This is a genomic window from Paenibacillus sp. (assembly GCF_048976745.1).
In the GTDB taxonomy this organism is placed as follows: domain Bacteria; phylum Bacillota; class Bacilli; order Paenibacillales; family Paenibacillaceae; genus Paenibacillus.
The window spans coordinates 872,611-889,071 of sequence record NZ_JBHGUU010000006.1 but is presented as its reverse complement, the minus strand read 5'-3'; the positions used below and the strand labels follow the sequence as shown (position 1 = coordinate 889,071).

At 44.9% G+C, this 16,461-nt stretch carries 12 protein-coding genes; 1 reads left to right on the top strand and 11 read right to left on the bottom strand.

Translation table 11 applies throughout. The features are described from left to right. Nucleotides 1-86: 86 nt before the first annotated feature. The 7 genes from ACE3K2_RS10665 to ACE3K2_RS10635 all read right to left on the bottom strand — a co-directional run bounded on the left by ACE3K2_RS10665 (nucleotide 87) and on the right by ACE3K2_RS10635 (nucleotide 8,659). Nucleotides 87-1,628, bottom strand: a complete 1,542-nt coding sequence (locus tag ACE3K2_RS10665) for a response regulator transcription factor (RefSeq protein ID WP_421889610.1) — start codon at nucleotides 1,626-1,628, stop codon at nucleotides 87-89. A 13-nt stretch (nucleotides 1,629-1,641) separates the two neighbouring features. Then, nucleotides 1,642-3,423: a sensor histidine kinase gene (locus ACE3K2_RS10660; protein ID WP_421889608.1), complete on the bottom strand. Its 1,782-nt coding sequence runs from the start codon at nucleotides 3,421-3,423 to the stop codon at nucleotides 1,642-1,644. Nucleotides 3,424-3,427: 4 nt separating this feature from the next. Beyond that, the gene (locus tag ACE3K2_RS10655) at nucleotides 3,428-4,534 is read right to left on the bottom strand and encodes a response regulator transcription factor (RefSeq protein ID WP_421889606.1); all 1,107 of its coding nucleotides are present in this window, start codon (nucleotides 4,532-4,534) and stop codon (nucleotides 3,428-3,430) included. Between the two features lie 345 nt (nucleotides 4,535-4,879). Beyond that, nucleotides 4,880-5,719 carry a formylglycine-generating enzyme family protein gene (locus ACE3K2_RS10650; RefSeq protein WP_421889604.1) on the bottom strand — a complete coding sequence of 280 codons (840 nt, stop codon included), beginning with the start codon at nucleotides 5,717-5,719 and terminating at the stop codon, nucleotides 4,880-4,882. Nucleotides 5,720-5,852: 133 nt separating this feature from the next. Beyond that, complete coding sequence (locus ACE3K2_RS10645; RefSeq protein WP_421889602.1) at nucleotides 5,853-6,488, bottom strand: glycoside hydrolase family 11 protein; 636 nt, start codon at nucleotides 6,486-6,488, stop codon at nucleotides 5,853-5,855. 72 nt (nucleotides 6,489-6,560) lie between these two features. Beyond that, nucleotides 6,561-7,334, bottom strand: a complete 774-nt coding sequence (locus ACE3K2_RS10640; protein ID WP_421889600.1) for an alpha/beta hydrolase — start codon at nucleotides 7,332-7,334, stop codon at nucleotides 6,561-6,563. A gap of 41 nt (nucleotides 7,335-7,375) precedes the next feature. Then, complete coding sequence (locus ACE3K2_RS10635) at nucleotides 7,376-8,659, bottom strand: SGNH/GDSL hydrolase family protein (protein WP_421889598.1); 1,284 nt, start codon at nucleotides 8,657-8,659, stop codon at nucleotides 7,376-7,378. A 289-nt stretch (nucleotides 8,660-8,948) separates the two neighbouring features. Here ACE3K2_RS10635 and ACE3K2_RS10630 point away from each other — a divergent pair, with 289 nt between their 5' ends. Continuing rightward, a complete protein-coding gene (locus ACE3K2_RS10630) occupies nucleotides 8,949-10,091 on the top strand; it encodes a glycosyl hydrolase family 8 (RefSeq protein WP_421889596.1) in 1,143 nt (380 codons plus the stop codon). A 175-nt stretch (nucleotides 10,092-10,266) separates the two neighbouring features. Here ACE3K2_RS10630 and ACE3K2_RS10625 read toward each other — a convergent pair whose 3' ends face one another. The 4 genes from ACE3K2_RS10625 to ACE3K2_RS10610 all read right to left on the bottom strand — a co-directional run bounded on the left by ACE3K2_RS10625 (nucleotide 10,267) and on the right by ACE3K2_RS10610 (nucleotide 16,382). Next, nucleotides 10,267-11,874 (bottom strand): ABC transporter substrate-binding protein, encoded by a 1,608-nt coding sequence (locus ACE3K2_RS10625; protein WP_421891143.1) that lies wholly within the window; start codon nucleotides 11,872-11,874, stop codon nucleotides 10,267-10,269. Between the two features lie 68 nt (nucleotides 11,875-11,942). Then, nucleotides 11,943-12,872 (bottom strand): carbohydrate ABC transporter permease, encoded by a 930-nt coding sequence (locus ACE3K2_RS10620; protein WP_339301490.1) that lies wholly within the window; start codon nucleotides 12,870-12,872, stop codon nucleotides 11,943-11,945. 27 nt (nucleotides 12,873-12,899) lie between these two features. After that, entirely contained in the window at nucleotides 12,900-13,874 is a 975-nt protein-coding gene (locus ACE3K2_RS10615; RefSeq protein ID WP_421889594.1) for an ABC transporter permease, read from the bottom strand. 156 nt (nucleotides 13,875-14,030) lie between these two features. After that, a complete protein-coding gene (locus ACE3K2_RS10610; protein WP_421889592.1) occupies nucleotides 14,031-16,382 on the bottom strand; it encodes a helix-turn-helix domain-containing protein in 2,352 nt (783 codons plus the stop codon). Nucleotides 16,383-16,461: the final 79 nt, after the last annotated feature.

Here is a 16,461-nt window from a genome sequence, read left to right as displayed (position 1 = left end):
GTATGCGGTTACAAAATATATATATTTAAGGTCCTCCCCCCTGTAATTGCAGGTCTTATTCAGGAGGAGTTCTTCATTTTCAAGGATCAATTCGTGTACTTTTGCCTGTATTCTAAAGGTTTCATGGCTGTACGTTTTTCGAAGTGCCTGAGAAAATGCTGGTAACTGCGGTATCCGACTTGCTCTGCAATCGCACTTGATGTCTGATCTGTCTGCTGGAGAAGACGCTTCGCTTCTTCCATTCGCAGATCATGGACTACCTCGATGACACCCTTGCCGTACTTTCGTAAAAAGGACTGTCCTAAATGGACTGGATTCACGTAAAATCGTTCTGCAAGCTCCTGAATCGTAAATGTCTCCCTGTAATGCATCTGCACATATTCAGCAACCGTCGCTTGAATGCCTCCAAGTTGCCTCTCCCGGAAAATAGCCAGTTCTGACTTGCATTGCAAACAGAAATGTTCCAGATTGTTAGCAACCTTTTCTATATTTCGATGGCCCTTCTCCAGAATACCGCTCGCCAATTCGTTCATTAGTGCATTAGGTTCTCCTCCTAATTCTCTACACAGGGACAGTCCGCGGAATATAATGTGAGTAGAGAAAATATGTACAATCTCTGGGGCAGCCTTCATCTGTATAAACAGTTCAAAGGCACTACGAATGGAACTTGAGAGTTCCTCTACAGAACCGTTTTCAAGCAATTCGCTAATATGGTCCACCTCTGACAGTGTTTCCGGATCAAACTGCCAATTCTCCAGCTGAATTTCTTCGGCAATCAAAAGACGCTCTTGATTAAAAAACAAATAACGCCCAACTTCCTGAGCGGAACGGAAGGATTCAGATAAAAGCTCCAGTTTGTTGACCGTTAAACCAACCGCGATATGAATATCTTCGCAGCCGTTTATTTGCATGTTGCTCATCAAACGTTGGGCAAAGGCTTTAATTGCTTCAGATTTCCCATTTCTATCATTCACCTCCTCCCCCCATACAAGTCCCAATGAGTCTCTTGTTTTGTCTATAACATAACAACAAGTTGTTACATCAGCCGTTTGTTCGGCTACTGAACAGGCTTCCTGAATATCTCCCTGAAAAGCTATCCGCAGGTATGCCCAATGAGACTTGACTAAATGAGGAAGGATCTCTGACATCTCCTGCTCCGATATATTCTGCTTATCCTTAATCAGTGCGGACAAAAACGCTTTGATCCTTTGCTCGTTGGCCTGTTCCCGAATGCGCTCCTGGTTCTCACGCTCCTGCAATTGCACACGGAGACGGACCAACATATCTTCTGCTTCTGTACTGTCAACGGGTTTGGTTAGATAGTTGGAGACACCTAATCGAATAGCTTGTCTGGCATAATTAAAGTCACTGTATCCACTCGTGATGACAAACAGTACCGATTCATGTTCCAATCGTCGTGCTTCTTCTACAAGTTCCAGCCCATTCATGACAGGCATCCGAATGTCTGTCACCACGAGATCAGGTCGATCTTCTTGCATCATACGGATGGCTTCCTCACCATTGGCACACACCCCTCTAATTTCAAAACCATGCTTTTCCCAATTGATCAGAAGCTGTAACCCTTCAATGGCATAAGGTTCATCATCGACTAACAGTACTTTATACATGAGAGTTTACCTCCTATTTCCTCTGTTCCAGCCTGGCGATTGGTATACGGTATCCTGCTATGGTTTCCGTTCCTGGTACACTGCTTAGATCGAATATCGCATTTCCTTCATAAAAGAGTTCCAACCTGCGGTAGACATTGCGAAGTCCTACATGCTCGCCGTTCCTCGGTCTTTCAGAACGAATATCTCTCAGGAGCTCGGTTAATCTCCCTGCATTCATACCGATTCCATTATCGATCACCTGAATAACCAGTTCAGAAGCGTTTCGTCTCGCTGTTATCTTGATCTGTCTTCCATTTTTTCGCGCCTGCAAGCCGTGTTTGCAGGCATTTTCAACGAGCGGTTGAATACTCATGCGGGGAATGAGCAACGAAGCTGCATCTGGATCAACCTCGAAGGTGTAATCAAATAGCTCTCCAAAACGAAACTTCTCAATCTGGAGATAAAGATTCGTGAATTGCAGCTCTTCTTGCAAAGGAATCAAATTGTCAGAATGACTAAGCAACTGTCTCATCAGCTTGGACAGACTTTTAATAATCTCAATTACTTCCGTATATCCATTCTTTGTACTAACGACCAGCAAGGCATTTAATGTGTTAAATAAAAAATGTGGATTCATCTGGCTCTGAAGCATGGACAATTCAGTCCTCACTTGATCCAGCTCCAAATCTTTTTGACGGATTTCCAGTTTATATACGTCATTAATCAGGGTATGAATTTTACCAATCATGATGTTAAATGTACGAATAAGCCCGCCGATTTCATCGCGGCCTTCCTGAATTTCAATCAGATCAAATCGTTCATTGCGAACCTTCTCCATATGTCTGGATAACTTGCGAATCCGATAGTGGTAGGAACGCAAAATAATGTAGATCAACACCGAGGGGGCCACGATACTTAATGCCAGTAACCCCAGAATGGATTTAAAGGCTTCTTGCAGCAAGTGGTCAAGGTGACGTGTATCGGCAACTCCAATCAATTTCCACCCTTTTAGGTACGCTAGATTCCCCAATGACTTCTCAAGCGTATAAGCAGAATGGCCAGATTCCTTGGCTATTGAATCGTTATCCGGGTTGGATACGTCGGTTTCGCTGAATTCCCCACTTGAAACGACTGTTCGATTGTTGCTATCTACCAGACGCAGCTGAAGACTGTCTGATTCACGATTTAAAATGCTATACACCCGGCTGAGTTCCAGATCAATCTTGGAATACTTGTTGTAATTGGCATAGGAAGTATAAGTATCCATTTTGCCAATCACACTGATCCGTCTTCCCGCGTTAAATCCGGATGGCTCAAAATAATCAACGACAAGAATGCCTCCACTGGTGGATTTCAGCTGTTTCAATCCAGGAAGTACATTCTTGTCTTTCATCACGATATAATGACTGCCCGTCTGGATGGTATCGTTATCGGTATAGATACGCACCTCCAGAATATTCGCTGACATATACCGTGTTAATTTATCTCGCAGAAATGCATGGTACACGTTGTAATAATCGACGGGGGAACGATAGGTCCGATCCAATGCCTCGTAGAGTGAATCGTCTGCAGCGATAATCCGGCTCAGAGCAACGCTCTCATCAATCATCCCAAGCAGTTCCCCCGCAGCCCTGTCGATGGATTTACGCAGATTTTCCTGTTCTCTAATCTTGATATCCGCAGAGGTTCGTTGATAGAAGAATATATTAATCGTTATTACGGGAAGGAGAATACTCAGTACATAAATAAGCAGAAATTTGGATCGGAGAGGAATATCATTAACGTTACGAAACATCATGAATTTATGACGCATATAATCACCCTTGGTTTTTGTTTTTGTAGACGGATGGAAGCTCCCCTGTATGCGCTCTGAATTTTTGGGTGAAATATTCAGCATCATGATATCCTAGCCTGAATGCAATGTCAGTGATCTTCATATTGGTACGTCGCAAGAGTTTACGAGCCTCCTCAACACGAAGCTGATGCACATAGTCACTGAAACTGACTCCCATCTCCCGCTTGAACTGTTGACCCAGGTAGGCAGAATTCACATGAATACGATTAGCTACATCTTGTAATTTAATTTTACTTCGATAGTGTTGCTTCAATTCATTCACTGCTTCTGCAACTAGCCCTCCTGTACCCGTCTTCTGCTTCAATTCAGACTGGAAAAGTTCCTCGGACAGTCGAACACACAGGTCTTGCAATGTGCCAGAAGACCAGCTCGCAGCCTCGTGCCACTCTTTTTCACATAGTATTTCTCTGCAAAACTCTCTTTTTCCATATTTCCGCAACAACTCCCCATGGATATATCGGATGACATGATGTATCCATTCCAACGAAACTTCTGCTTTTTCACTCTTCTCTAGCAATGCACTCACAGCAATATCGATGGAATACGTGTTTCCTGCTTCAATCAGCGACAAGATCTCTTTGGAGATGTTCATCATTTGCTCTAAATCATATGCTTCGCTTAATCGATATTCATGAAGATGATTTTCATAGGCTCCATCTGTAACCATGATTTCATTCTGCTGTTTTTTGCGTTTGTCCAGAGATTCAATCATTTCCATAAGGATTTGATGAATTTCCTCGGGAACAAGAGGTTTAAGCACATACTGATCGACTTGATACCGTATGGCTTGTTTTGCATAATTAAAATCGGAGTATCCTGTAACGATAACAATTTTAGAGGTATAGGCGAGATCTTCTCGCAAGGTGTGAATCAAACCAAGACCATCCATAACAGGCATTTGAATATCCGTAACGACAAGATCCGGTTCAACCGAGTTGAATAAAGCAAGTGCTTCCTCCCCGTCCGTTGCCGTTCCGCAGAGTTCATATCCACAAGCACGCCAGTCAATCATCGTTCTCCATCCTTCTAGCATAAACGGCTCATCATCCGCGACAATGACCTTGTACATTAGCTCACCTCTCTTTTGTCCGTGATCAGCTGCATGTATTTTATTTATATCTATGGGTAGATTCCAGTTGTTGCGAAAATGCTAAACAGCAGAACAACAGCAGGATTGTTGTCTGCTCACACAACTTGGAGAACAAATTTTCCACCAGTCTCATCGTCATTCATCCATGACATAGGAAATGGTTTCATCAGACCGTACGATAAGAACGCTCCGATTGTAGCGAAGCGCCGGATAACACTTCAAGTGTAACGCTTACATTTTGGTACAACAACCTGATAAACTATAGGTTTTCACCCGACAAACTATAGGTTTAGCCCGGAAGTAATCTACTGTCAGGAAAAAAAATCATTCTCCGCGCACAATACGGAATCCTTGATCGGGACCAAAACCATTGGCATCAAATTTGCCTCGGAATGATATTTCATTGTTATTGACACCGCCCATCCAGCCTCCGCCTTTCACAACTCGCCAAGTTTGTTTTGGGCTCTCCGTATCGCTGTACCACTCCCAGCACCATTCTCTCACATTCCCGGACATATCATAGATACCCAACTCATTTGCCTTCTGAGTTCCGACTTTTTGGGTTTGATTACGATTGCTCTCAATAGCGGGCCAGCTCCAGTCACCCGTCAGAATCTTGTTACCGGCATTTTTCCAGTACCAGGCAACTTCATCAGGATTATCACTTCCACTGTAGGTATAATTCAGGCTCTTTTGGCCTCCGCTTGCAGCGTATTCCCATTCTGCCTCTGTTGGTAAACGGTAACCGTTGGCGTCTTTGTTGATCGTTACATTCCATTTAATATTGTCGTTTTCATTGTGATTATTTGTGTCCTGATTGTCCTTGTCTATATTGTAATAAGGTTTCAGGTTTTCTTTTATACTTTTTTGATTACAGTATTCCACTGCGTCATACCAGCTGACCATTTCAACGGGCAGGTCATCTCCCTTGAAGCCAGACGGGTTTTCCCCCATAACTTCCATCCATTCTTTTTGAGTCACTTCATATTTGCCAATATAGAAGGAATCCAACGTTTCATTTTTATCATGCTGACTCGACTTACTGCTCTTGAAGGCTCCCCCTTCGACAAATACCAAGCCATCGCTTAATTCAGAATTACTCACTGAACAAGCACTTAGACTAATAACTATGGCGATTAAAGTGAACCATATCAGCTTCCTCATTCCATTATTCTCCTTTGCTAAGCATAAATCCGGCAACGTCGAGGTCCGTTAGTCTGGTGAATAACGATCCTCAACGCTTCCGGAAAATTGAATTCAATTACAGGTGCAGACGTTGAACAAATTTACATCATTTTTACCAAACCGTCACGTTGGCGTTACCGCTGCTTTGATATCCCTCTGTTGCCATCACCTGATAGGACCAACTATTTCCAAGGTGCATTCCTTTGCTCGCCCACGCATTCACATGATTGCTGAACGTAATGGTAGAATTGACACCAGTTGGTCTCTTGGACTGTCTAACACTCCAATACTGAGGGAAAGTCTGCGTACCATCAATGGAAGGTGCATTGTATCTCATCGTTGTATAGATATCATATGTGCCACCATCACTATTCACCGTGCCCTTATACGTTCCGGTCGGACGATACGTTCCCCAGCTATCCACCACGTAATATTCAATTAAAGCGTTTCTAGTCCAACCATAGAAGGTCAGATAGCCGTTACCTGAAGGAGCGAACACACCGGCATTGTAATTGACTACCCGATTAGGTGTGCCATATGTCCACCCTTTCCCAACAACAAAGTTCCCGGTATTTTGCCAACTCACGCTGTAATTCCCTCCTGATCCGTTAACGGCGTTGACTGTTCCTCCACCATCTGTCCAATTCTGCCAATAATCCGTTGCAGCACTGGATGTTGCTGCGAAGACACCAAAACTCATGGAAGCTGCAAGAACAACCGTCATTAATTTTTTACCGAATTTGAACATAGAATAATACCTCCTGATATTTTAATAGATTTGGTTGATGTTACAATCCGATATGAATGTTCTTCAGCACATTCACTTGAATAGACGTTGCGTGAACAGATACAGATCGTTCTTCCACACGGGCCAATCATGGCCTCCACTTTCCTCATGCCAGATGTGAGGTACTCCGTGTTGCGCCAAATATCGGTGAACCCCGAAACTAATCTCTATAAGATTGTCCTGCTCACCGCAAGAGATCCACAACAGCGAGAGTAATGAAGGCGCTTTCGTAATATCGTTGACAAGCAGCCCCGGCTCTCTGGTGTTCGGAGCTGCGGAGAATGCGCCGATCCATGCGAAATGGTCCAGATTACTTAATCCGATATTTAAGGATTGACCTCCGCCCATGGATAAACCAGCAATTGCCCTTTTATCCCGGCTTGTAAGAACAGGATAGTTCGACTCCATGTAAGGGATTAAATCGTGAAGCAGATCGGATTCAAATCTTTCAAATGCTTTGATTTTCTCAGGTTCAAACAGGTCCCCTTCGGCCCGGTCATTCAACATTGCGCGACCATTGGGAAAAACAACAATCATTGGCTCAAGCAAGTTATCGTTGTACAGATTATCCAGAATAATTTGCGGAGAACCATGAGTATGCCATTCAGACTCGTCGCCACCAATACCATGCAATAGAAAAAGTACAGGATACATCGTTGTCGAAGAAAATTCTGGTGGGGTGTAAACCATCGCTTTACGGAAACTGCCAACCGTCCTGGATATATACTCTACCGTCTCCATGGCTCCACGTGGTATATTCTCCCGATATTGGTCATACCCCGCTACTGCTGATGAGATCAATTTCATTCTCTTTTCCTCCGAACATATGAATGACTATCCGTCTTCGGTTAATCCACATAGCCAAACCCCAGAATGGTGAAACATTTATGTTCATGACCTTCCGCCATTTCGATCTCGATGGAGTGCTCCCCAACATGCTCTTCGTTCAGCAGAAGTGTGGCATGGCAATGGGTCCAGTTGATTTTACGCGGATCGACTTTTTGGACGAATACCCCATCTACCTTGATATGTGCGGTTCCGAATTCATCGTTACCAGAATCTTTGAAGATCAGAATGAGGCGACTGCACTGCAAACTTATTTTAAAGCTGCTTTGATCCTCTATTCCCTCTCCTGTACGCATCCAGTTGTTGGGGAACTGGGGTGTACCATAGTCATGAGCATCCATCTCAGCCATCTGCAGATCCGCATCCGTTTTGCAAAACGAGCCTGCATCGATACGGGCAATGGTATTGCCATTTTTTCGATCCAACAGCTTCACATGAACAAATTCATTTCCAATTAGCGGAGCCTTTTCAATATCATGATCTTTCTCATCCCACTCAGAACAATTTGTCACGTCGAACAAATATTCCAAACCATCGGCCATAATCCGATGTCCTGTGTTCGTCGGATGATATATATCATGGAAAAATTGCTCTTTGGAAATAATGTGGCCCTCACTTTTTGTCTTGTTGAACTGATCAACGACAGCATCTTTCACACTTACCATGGGCAGATCATAATGCCAGCCGACCGGGGCGAGACGATCCTGTAGATTCCAGTCATTTTCAAATACACTGAATAACAAGATGACTGCTGGCTTGTTATCGGCAGCAAGTGCTTTGAGCACCAGACTCTCGTAACATTTACCTTGGGTTTCATCATCTGCGTCATTAACTGCAAATTCGATGACAACGATATCCGGCTTAACCGTACCTCCCCTTAATACATCACGATCATAACGTACAATCCCCAATTCCGATGGAGTACCTCCCACACCTGCTTTAATCAGATGAATCGGACTATCTTTTGAAAGCGCAAACATAAATTTAAATGACTCATACGACCGATAAGCGTAACTTTGGAGATGAATAGGTATTGCACCAGCACCTTGAGTAATGGAGCCTCCAATATAAGCAATAACAACTGGTTCGCCGTTTTTTGCCTTCTCAATGGCTCGTTTTAATCTGACATTGTTGCCTTTGTTCAGAAGAGACCGGCCAATCATATCGCGATATCCATGTGATTCAAAGTCAATTTCGGGTTTGACTGCTGACGCTGTCACTCCGACTGGATCGCGCGGTGCAGTGAATTCGGTGTTTTCACCTGCATCTTCTGAATCCTGGAGCATAAGACACCATCACATCCTTTCGGCTAGATTCTGAACATCCTCAAAAACATTTAAAGGATCACAGCTTGTATGATTAGTAGATCAAGTGTGATCCTTCTCCCAAAGTGTATCTCTTACATAATTTTACAACAACCTGACAAAGTATAGGATTTCAACCACTATATCATTTTAAGTTGACTACAATGACATGCAGATCAGAACACCTATAATTTTTCATGTAAACGCTTTATTTTGTATACTGTTTCCATGTTATAATTTTGAAAAACCGTTTAGATGAAGGAGGAAACTCATGAATATCACGGGTCAAGGCGCCTTGGATACGGGTACTTATACGAATCTGTTTCTGAAGCTAGGCTGCGATGAGAATGAGATTACGACCAGATTGGAAGATACATGGAACGAACTGTTTTATGGCGATGAAAATACTCGAATATATTACCCCATGGGTGAGGACAAGGGATATTTGCTGGACACCGGTAACCTTGATGTTCGTTCCGAGGGCATGTCCTATGGCATGATGATGGCTGTTCAGATGGACAAGAAGGAAGAATTTGATCGACTCTGGAATTTCTCCCACACGTTTATGCAGCATAACGAGGGCCGATACAAAGATTACTTTGCTTGGCATTGCAAGCCTGACGGTACCCGACTCTCACAAGGACCTGCTCCTGATGGTGAAGAGTTTTTTGCCATGGCGCTTTTTTTTGCCTCCAACCGCTGGGGCGATGGTGCTGAACCTTATGATTACAAGGCTCAAGCCCGCAAGATCCTTCGTGCATGTATACATCAGGGCGAAGACGGTGAAGGAGACCCGATGTGGGACCCTGAAACGAAACTGATCAAATTCATTCCAGAAACACCGTTTAGCGACCCGTCCTACCATCTGCCTCATTTTTATGAACTATTCGCGAAATATGCGGATGAAGAAGATCGGAACTTCTGGAAAGAAGCGGCCTCTGCTAGTCGGGCTTACCTGCATACAGCCTGCCATCCCGTAACCGGACTTTCACCTGAATATGCAAACTATGACGGCTCTCCGGCTCCAATACAGCCACATGGTGATTTCAGACATTTTTACAGTGATGCTTACCGTGTTGCTGCGAATATAGCGCTAGACTGGGAATGGTTCCGCAAGGACCCATGGCAGATCGAACAATCCAATCGGATTCAGTCCTTCTTCAGTGATATCGAAGTTTCCGATTATCGTCGTTATACCATAGATGGAGAAGCTTTTGACGAATCTGCGCTGCATCCTGTAGGTTTACTGGCTACCAATGCCATGGCTTCACTGGCTGCGGACGGTCCACATGCGGACTCCTTTGTTCGCAAGTTTTGGAATACACCCCTGCGTCAGGGAGAACGACGTTATTACGACAATTGCCTGTATTTTTTTAGCATGCTGGCCCTAAGTGGAAGATATCGCATGTACTAAGCAGATGTGCACGAGCCGTTGTACCTGTCCAGTAAACGTTTGGCTTGCAGGACAGGTGCAAACATAACCTGAAGCTGAATTTTGAGCATCTGAATTCAAAAAAAGTTCCCGACTCGCATATACTGACTGCGAACCGGGAACATTTGCATTTGCAAATACATTCAACAACATCTCATTATTTGGTAACTGAAGAAGTATCGTAGGAAGACTGCATAATCTCCAGATAGCGATTAATGTTCAGCCCTTCCAAACCTTTTACATATTCATCCCAATCCTTATCCAGACTTTTGGCGCCTGTAATAAATTGCAGAGCGTTCTGATCAATGTAATCCTTGAGATTTGTCTGCATCATGCTGGCTTCATCGGCAAGAGACGGATCAACCCATAATGCCCAATGAGGGAAAACGTCTTTCGGTTCCTTGCCCTCCATTAACAATGTAGCCTCATAGAGCCGTCGCTCATAACCATCATTGGCATAGATGTCTGTTCCCTGCACTTCGGCGTCCCGATATGCCCGGTGATGATTGTACTGACTCAATGCAGCCCAACTATCGTTACGGGGTTCTTCTCCGGAAGGTAGCGGAATGGCTTTATAGAGCGGCTCTATCTGATCATTGAGCGCCACTTCGCCTTCCTGTGGTTTGCGCCAGCTTGTGCCCTCTTCTCCCAGATAAGACGCCATCGTTCCTTCCTGGGTGTAGAAATAATCCAGCAGCTTTATAGCTGCGATCTGCGTTTCCTCACTGGCCTTGTTCGTCAGCACAAAGGACGCTCCGGGATCAATCGGATAGTTATACGTAGCATACGTGGCATTTGGTCCCTTCAGTGGAGGGATGGGATTGTAATCATTCCCGTAAGGTGAACCTTCGGCTGTAGTTACAAATAACGATGGATGCATCGCTGCTCCTGCACCGAGAAGCTGCGCATCGGCGTTATCACCGATTTTTTTGAACGCACCCACGTTTTGAGTAAAGGCTCCCGGATCAATCAATCCTTCATCGTACAGCGATTTGATATAGGTGAGCCCTTCTTTCCACTCCGGTTTATTCACTACGGTCTCCACTTTACCCTGATTGACAATGAGATAATTCCGATCGTCGTCGTAGATAAAACCGTTCATCAAGTATGGGATAATGTGCACGCCGAAATTTTCAGTCGAACCGCTTAGTGGTACTTCGTCAGCTTTGCCGTTTCCATTCGGGTCCTTCGTTTTAAATGCCTGAAGCATTTCCTTAAACTCCTCTGTTGTAGCAGGTTCGGTCAAACCGAGTTGTTCCAGCCATTTGGTGTTGACCCACATCTTGTTCGGGTATGAACAGTGGAAACATTCATTCAGACCCGTCAGACCGTAGATATTTCCGTCCGGAGCGGTGTTCATGGCCCGATAATAGTCATTGCTTTCAAGCACTTTTTTAATATTGGGAGCATACTCCTCAATCAGATCATTCAGCGGTAAAATAACTCCCTGTTGACCAAACTTCAACAAATCTGTCTGGGAGAAACGGTCTACCCAAGGGATAAGCAGATACAGGTCCGGATAATCACCGGAAGCCAGTGAAATCTGTCTTTTCTCCGCTGCACCGTCGAACGGAACTGTCGTCCAGTTGAATTGAATATCAAACTTCTCTTCCATTTTCTTTGTGAATTTGTTTGTGGACAGGTTGGTATCCGAACCCTGGTGTGCAAACACATTAATGGCTGTCTTGCCAGACGGATTGCTGCCTTCCCCGTTCCCCTTATCAGAACTTGAGCATCCGGCCAGTGCCAACGACGTGAACAGCATACAGGCAAGAATGATGAATCCCGCTTTTTTCAATACAATCCTCTCCCTCATATAGAATAGAAATGAACTTATCCTTTGACTGAGCCAATTAACATTCCCTGCACGAAATACCGTTGAACAAATGGGTAGATGATCAGAACCGGCAAGCTGGCCATGACAATTAACGAGTACTTCATGAGTTCAGCCATTTGCTGCTGTTTGATCATTTCCGATGCATCCATGTTCCCCGTACTGCTGTTCAGGATTAGAATACTGCGCAATATCAGCTGTAGCGGATAGAGTGACTGTGATTTCAGGTAGATGAGGGCGTCAAAGTATGCATTCCACTGACCGACAGCGTACATCAGCGACAGCACGGCGATAATCGGTTTGGCAAGTGGCAGGATAATGCTGAAGATAAACCGGATGTCACTGCAGCCATCGATGTCTGCTGCTTCGGACAACTCTTCCGGTATCGAATTCTGAAAAAAGGTACGGGCAATAATGACTTGCCATACCCAGACGGCATTGGGAATTAGCAGCGCCCAGCGGGTATCAATCAGTCCCATCGTTTTGACCACCAGATAGGTAGGGATCAAACCACCCGAGAACAGCATGGTGAAGGTAATAAACATCATTAACGAGCTGCGGCCGACAAATGTCTTCTTGGATAACGGATACGCAATCATAATCGTCAGAGCCACGCTAATGAAAGTGCCGCAAGCGGTATAGAATAGGGAATTGGCATACCCCGTAAGAACTTGATCATTCCTCAAAACAGACTTGTACCCGTCGAACGTCAGGTCAATGGGCCACAACCAGACTTTTCCCGAGGAAACGGCAGCAGGGCTGCTGAGCGAAGAACTCACAATATATATCAAGGGATACAGCACGGCAATCAGTACTACGGTCAGCATGAAGTAAACAACCGTTATAAATACGCGGTCTCCCCATGATTCACGGATCGTACTGCTGCTCTTGATTCGCGGACGACCTGCATTTGTCTGAGTGTTAGGCATGGGCTGGTTCTCCTCCTTTCGCTCCCGTTACCATAAGCTTGTATTGGACAGTCGTTTGGCGACCGCGTTCACGATTAATAACAGAATCAGGTTAATCACCGAGTTGAACAGGCCAACCGCAGTAGCGAAGCTGTAATTGGCATTCAGTAACCCTATTTTATAGACATACGTGGAGATGATCTCCGAAGCAGACAGGTTGAGCGGATTTTGCAGCAAATATATTTTCTCGAACCCGACAGCCATGATATTCCCCACACTCAGGATCAGAATGATGACGGCTGCTGGAAGTAGTCCGGGCAGATCAACATTGATGATTTTCTGTATTCGATTGGCTCCATCAACTTTGGCGGCTTCATACAGGGATGGATCTACACCTGCCAGAGCAGCCAGATAGATGACAGCGGAGTATCCCATTCCCTGCCACACATCGGAGAATACGTAGATGGATCGAAACAGTCCAGGCTCACCGAGAAAATTCACCGCTTCGAAACCAAGGGCGCCTGCAATCGTGTTGACAATACCCAGCCTAGGGGACAGAAAAAGCATAATGATGGAGACCATCACAACGGTAGAGATAAAGTATGGAGCATACGTCACCATTTGTACTGTTTTTTTGAATCGTATGTTTTTGATTTCGTTCAGCGCGAGCGCCAGTAATATAGGAATTGGGAAACCCACAATCAGGCTGTAAAACGAAATGTAGAGCGTGTTCTTGATCAGCATAACAAATGCTGGGTTCTGAAAAAGCAATTCGAAATACTTGGTTCCGGCCCATGGACTACCCCAGATTCCCTTGATGACGTTGTAATCTTTAAATGCCAGGACCGCATTGACCATGGGTACATACTTGAAAATAATAAAGTAAGCAATCGGTGGCAAAATCAGCAGATATAGCTGCCAATGTCGCCTCCAGCTTCTGGCTAAAGCTTGCTTCAAGACAGACGGTTTACTTGTTTTCTCCACGGACTTGGATTCACTGGTCATTGTTGTTCTCAGAATCATCCCCCCATTCTTGGCTCCCAATCGTGCTGAATTTCAGCTCAGTTTGGTAGCGCTTACTTTTTGAGTAATCATAAGATTGGGCTGGGGATTGCGTAAAGGTACAGTTACGCCGGGAAAGTACAAAAAGCGAATGTATATCATCAGAAACACCCTACATTAACCGCTATGAACGTCCATTTTCCGAAACACACTCGGGGAAATTCCACGTACCCGCTTGAAAGCTCGACGGAATGAATGTGCACTGTTATACCCAGTGGCCTCCGCTATTTCGTCAATGGTCTGACCGGTGGACTGCAACAGGTTCGAGGCAGCATCAATGCGTACCCGTTCTACATAATCGGAAAGATTCTCTCCCGTATGCTCTTTGAACAGTTGGGATATAAATTTCTCGGACTTGCTCATATGCTCGGCAATCCGATAGATCGTCAAGTTTGCATCCCCGTAATTTTGTTGGATAAAACGAATCATTTCGCTTACCGTATCTGCATGCGCTCCTGTTCTTCTTCTCTGAAAATCACCGCAGATGTCTTCTGTTAACTGTTTGAATTTTTCACGCAGCGAAGCAATCGTTTCCGTCATCTGAATGGATGTCACCCTAGTTTTATATTCCTCCGGCAGGGAGGAATCCAACTTGAATTTTGGTTCGTCCAGCTTCAAAAATGTCCCCTTCAGCTCCATGATGAACTGCTGCGCCATCTCGTAGGAGAGTTCCCGCTCTTCAAAATTACGAAGAAACAATTGCTCCAGAATGCGTATTGCCTCTTCAGGTTCGCCGACTTTGATGGTGTTCAGCAGGCGCTGTTCAGACTCAATTGGATAATAGAACATTTCATTTTCCTTCATCGTATCTTCAAATCTCACCAGATGATCTGTTCCCATGTGAATGGCATAATCGAGAGCTTGTTTGGCTTCGTCAAAGGAGCGCCCCGCATCATTCCAGACCTCGTAAGCTGAACCTGTGCCAATTGTTGTGGATATCCGATGCTCCTGGTAGATTACTTCCATCAAGCTGTTCAGCTCTTTTTCACATCTCCCAATAGCTTCATTTAGTGGGTACTCATCCAATGGACAGGCAAAAGCAATCTGGTCGGTTCCCCAATCCGTGATTAGAACCTGAGCGTTCCACTCGGTAAGTACCTGTTTGACGAGCAACCTTGCGACGCCCAGTTCATGAATAATTTCTTCACTGTCCGGATTGGCATATCCGTTTACCTTCACTAAGCCTGCCAGGCCCTTGCTGCTCTGAAGAGAAATGTGCGCCTGGGATGAGATAACCTCCAACTCCAGTGAAGTATAGACTTCTCCGGTTAACAACCGTTTGATAAAACCGTCTCTCAATAACGGAATCTGCTCATTCATGGCGTTTTTAAGTGAGTCGTTATTCGCAATGAGATTGTTAATATGGCTTGCCAAAAAATCATATTCATTTCCCCGTTTGCCAGGAAAATCGGTGATTTGTTCCCGAAAAGAAGCCAACAGTTTGTACACGGGTGCACTATTCCGGTAGGCCAGAACCAACCCGAACAGTAAACCCAAGGCAATGGTTGCCAAAGTAAAAGCTAGCGTAACGTGCTTGATTTGATCCGCTTTTGTCATGAGTGCTTTCTCCGGAATTCCAGCCATGTAATTCCATCCATTTTGACTGGAATGTATCGATATCAGCAGCCGACCATCGCTTCCAGGCTGTACGTTCTGCCCGTTCCGCTCCGTGTCTGTAGCGTTACCTTCACTCCGTTGACTCTGTGCCATTCGCTCGGCCTCGGCTTGTTCAATACCAAGGGAGAAAATGATCTGCCCTTCCGCATCGGTGACGAGAGTCCAGCCGCCATATTGATCCACAATATTTTGAGTGAGACTGGCCATCTGATCCTGATCAATCATGATACCAATCGTGGCTTGGGGTTTGTTAAAGCTATTCAAAGGCAGAGATTGCAGAAACGTGATGGCGGGAACGTCTGCAAGCACTGTGCCGAGTATTTCACGTTTATAGTTTCGAAGCGGTATGATTTCGTTGAAGTGAGGTTGTTTGAGAATTTGGTTATGCCATTGCTCATACGACATACCATCCAGCTGATTGGCCGCATAATAATGCTCCGGACGATAATAGACGGTTCTTGGTGTGATGATGGCATTGTAGTTCGGAATGTGAATGAAGAAATGAGACAAGTAATCATTGGTACTGCTGTACATGGAGAGGCTCCGTTGCATGCGGTTCATACCGTAGACGTTGTAGAGATCCTGCGGCTTCGGGCCAGCAATTAAATTTTGCAAATCGGGATTGACGGCAAGCTGCCTCGTAAAAGCTTCGACTTGAAGAAGGTTACGCTCAATGATCTCTTTGCCAAGACTCAGCGACTTCAAGCTGTTCTCAATGGAGCTGGAACGAGCCGCTTCAATGGAAGCTCGGTAAGAGGCATATCCCGCAATTTGAGGAATCATCAGAATGATGAGATACGAAATGAGGAATCGGCGGAACACAGGTGAAAATTTGGACCATAGGAGCTGCATATGTACCCTCCCTTTTTTAATCAAGCGCTTACATTTCTCTGTAATAAGGTAGCTGTTCAATGATACACCGGGCATTTCT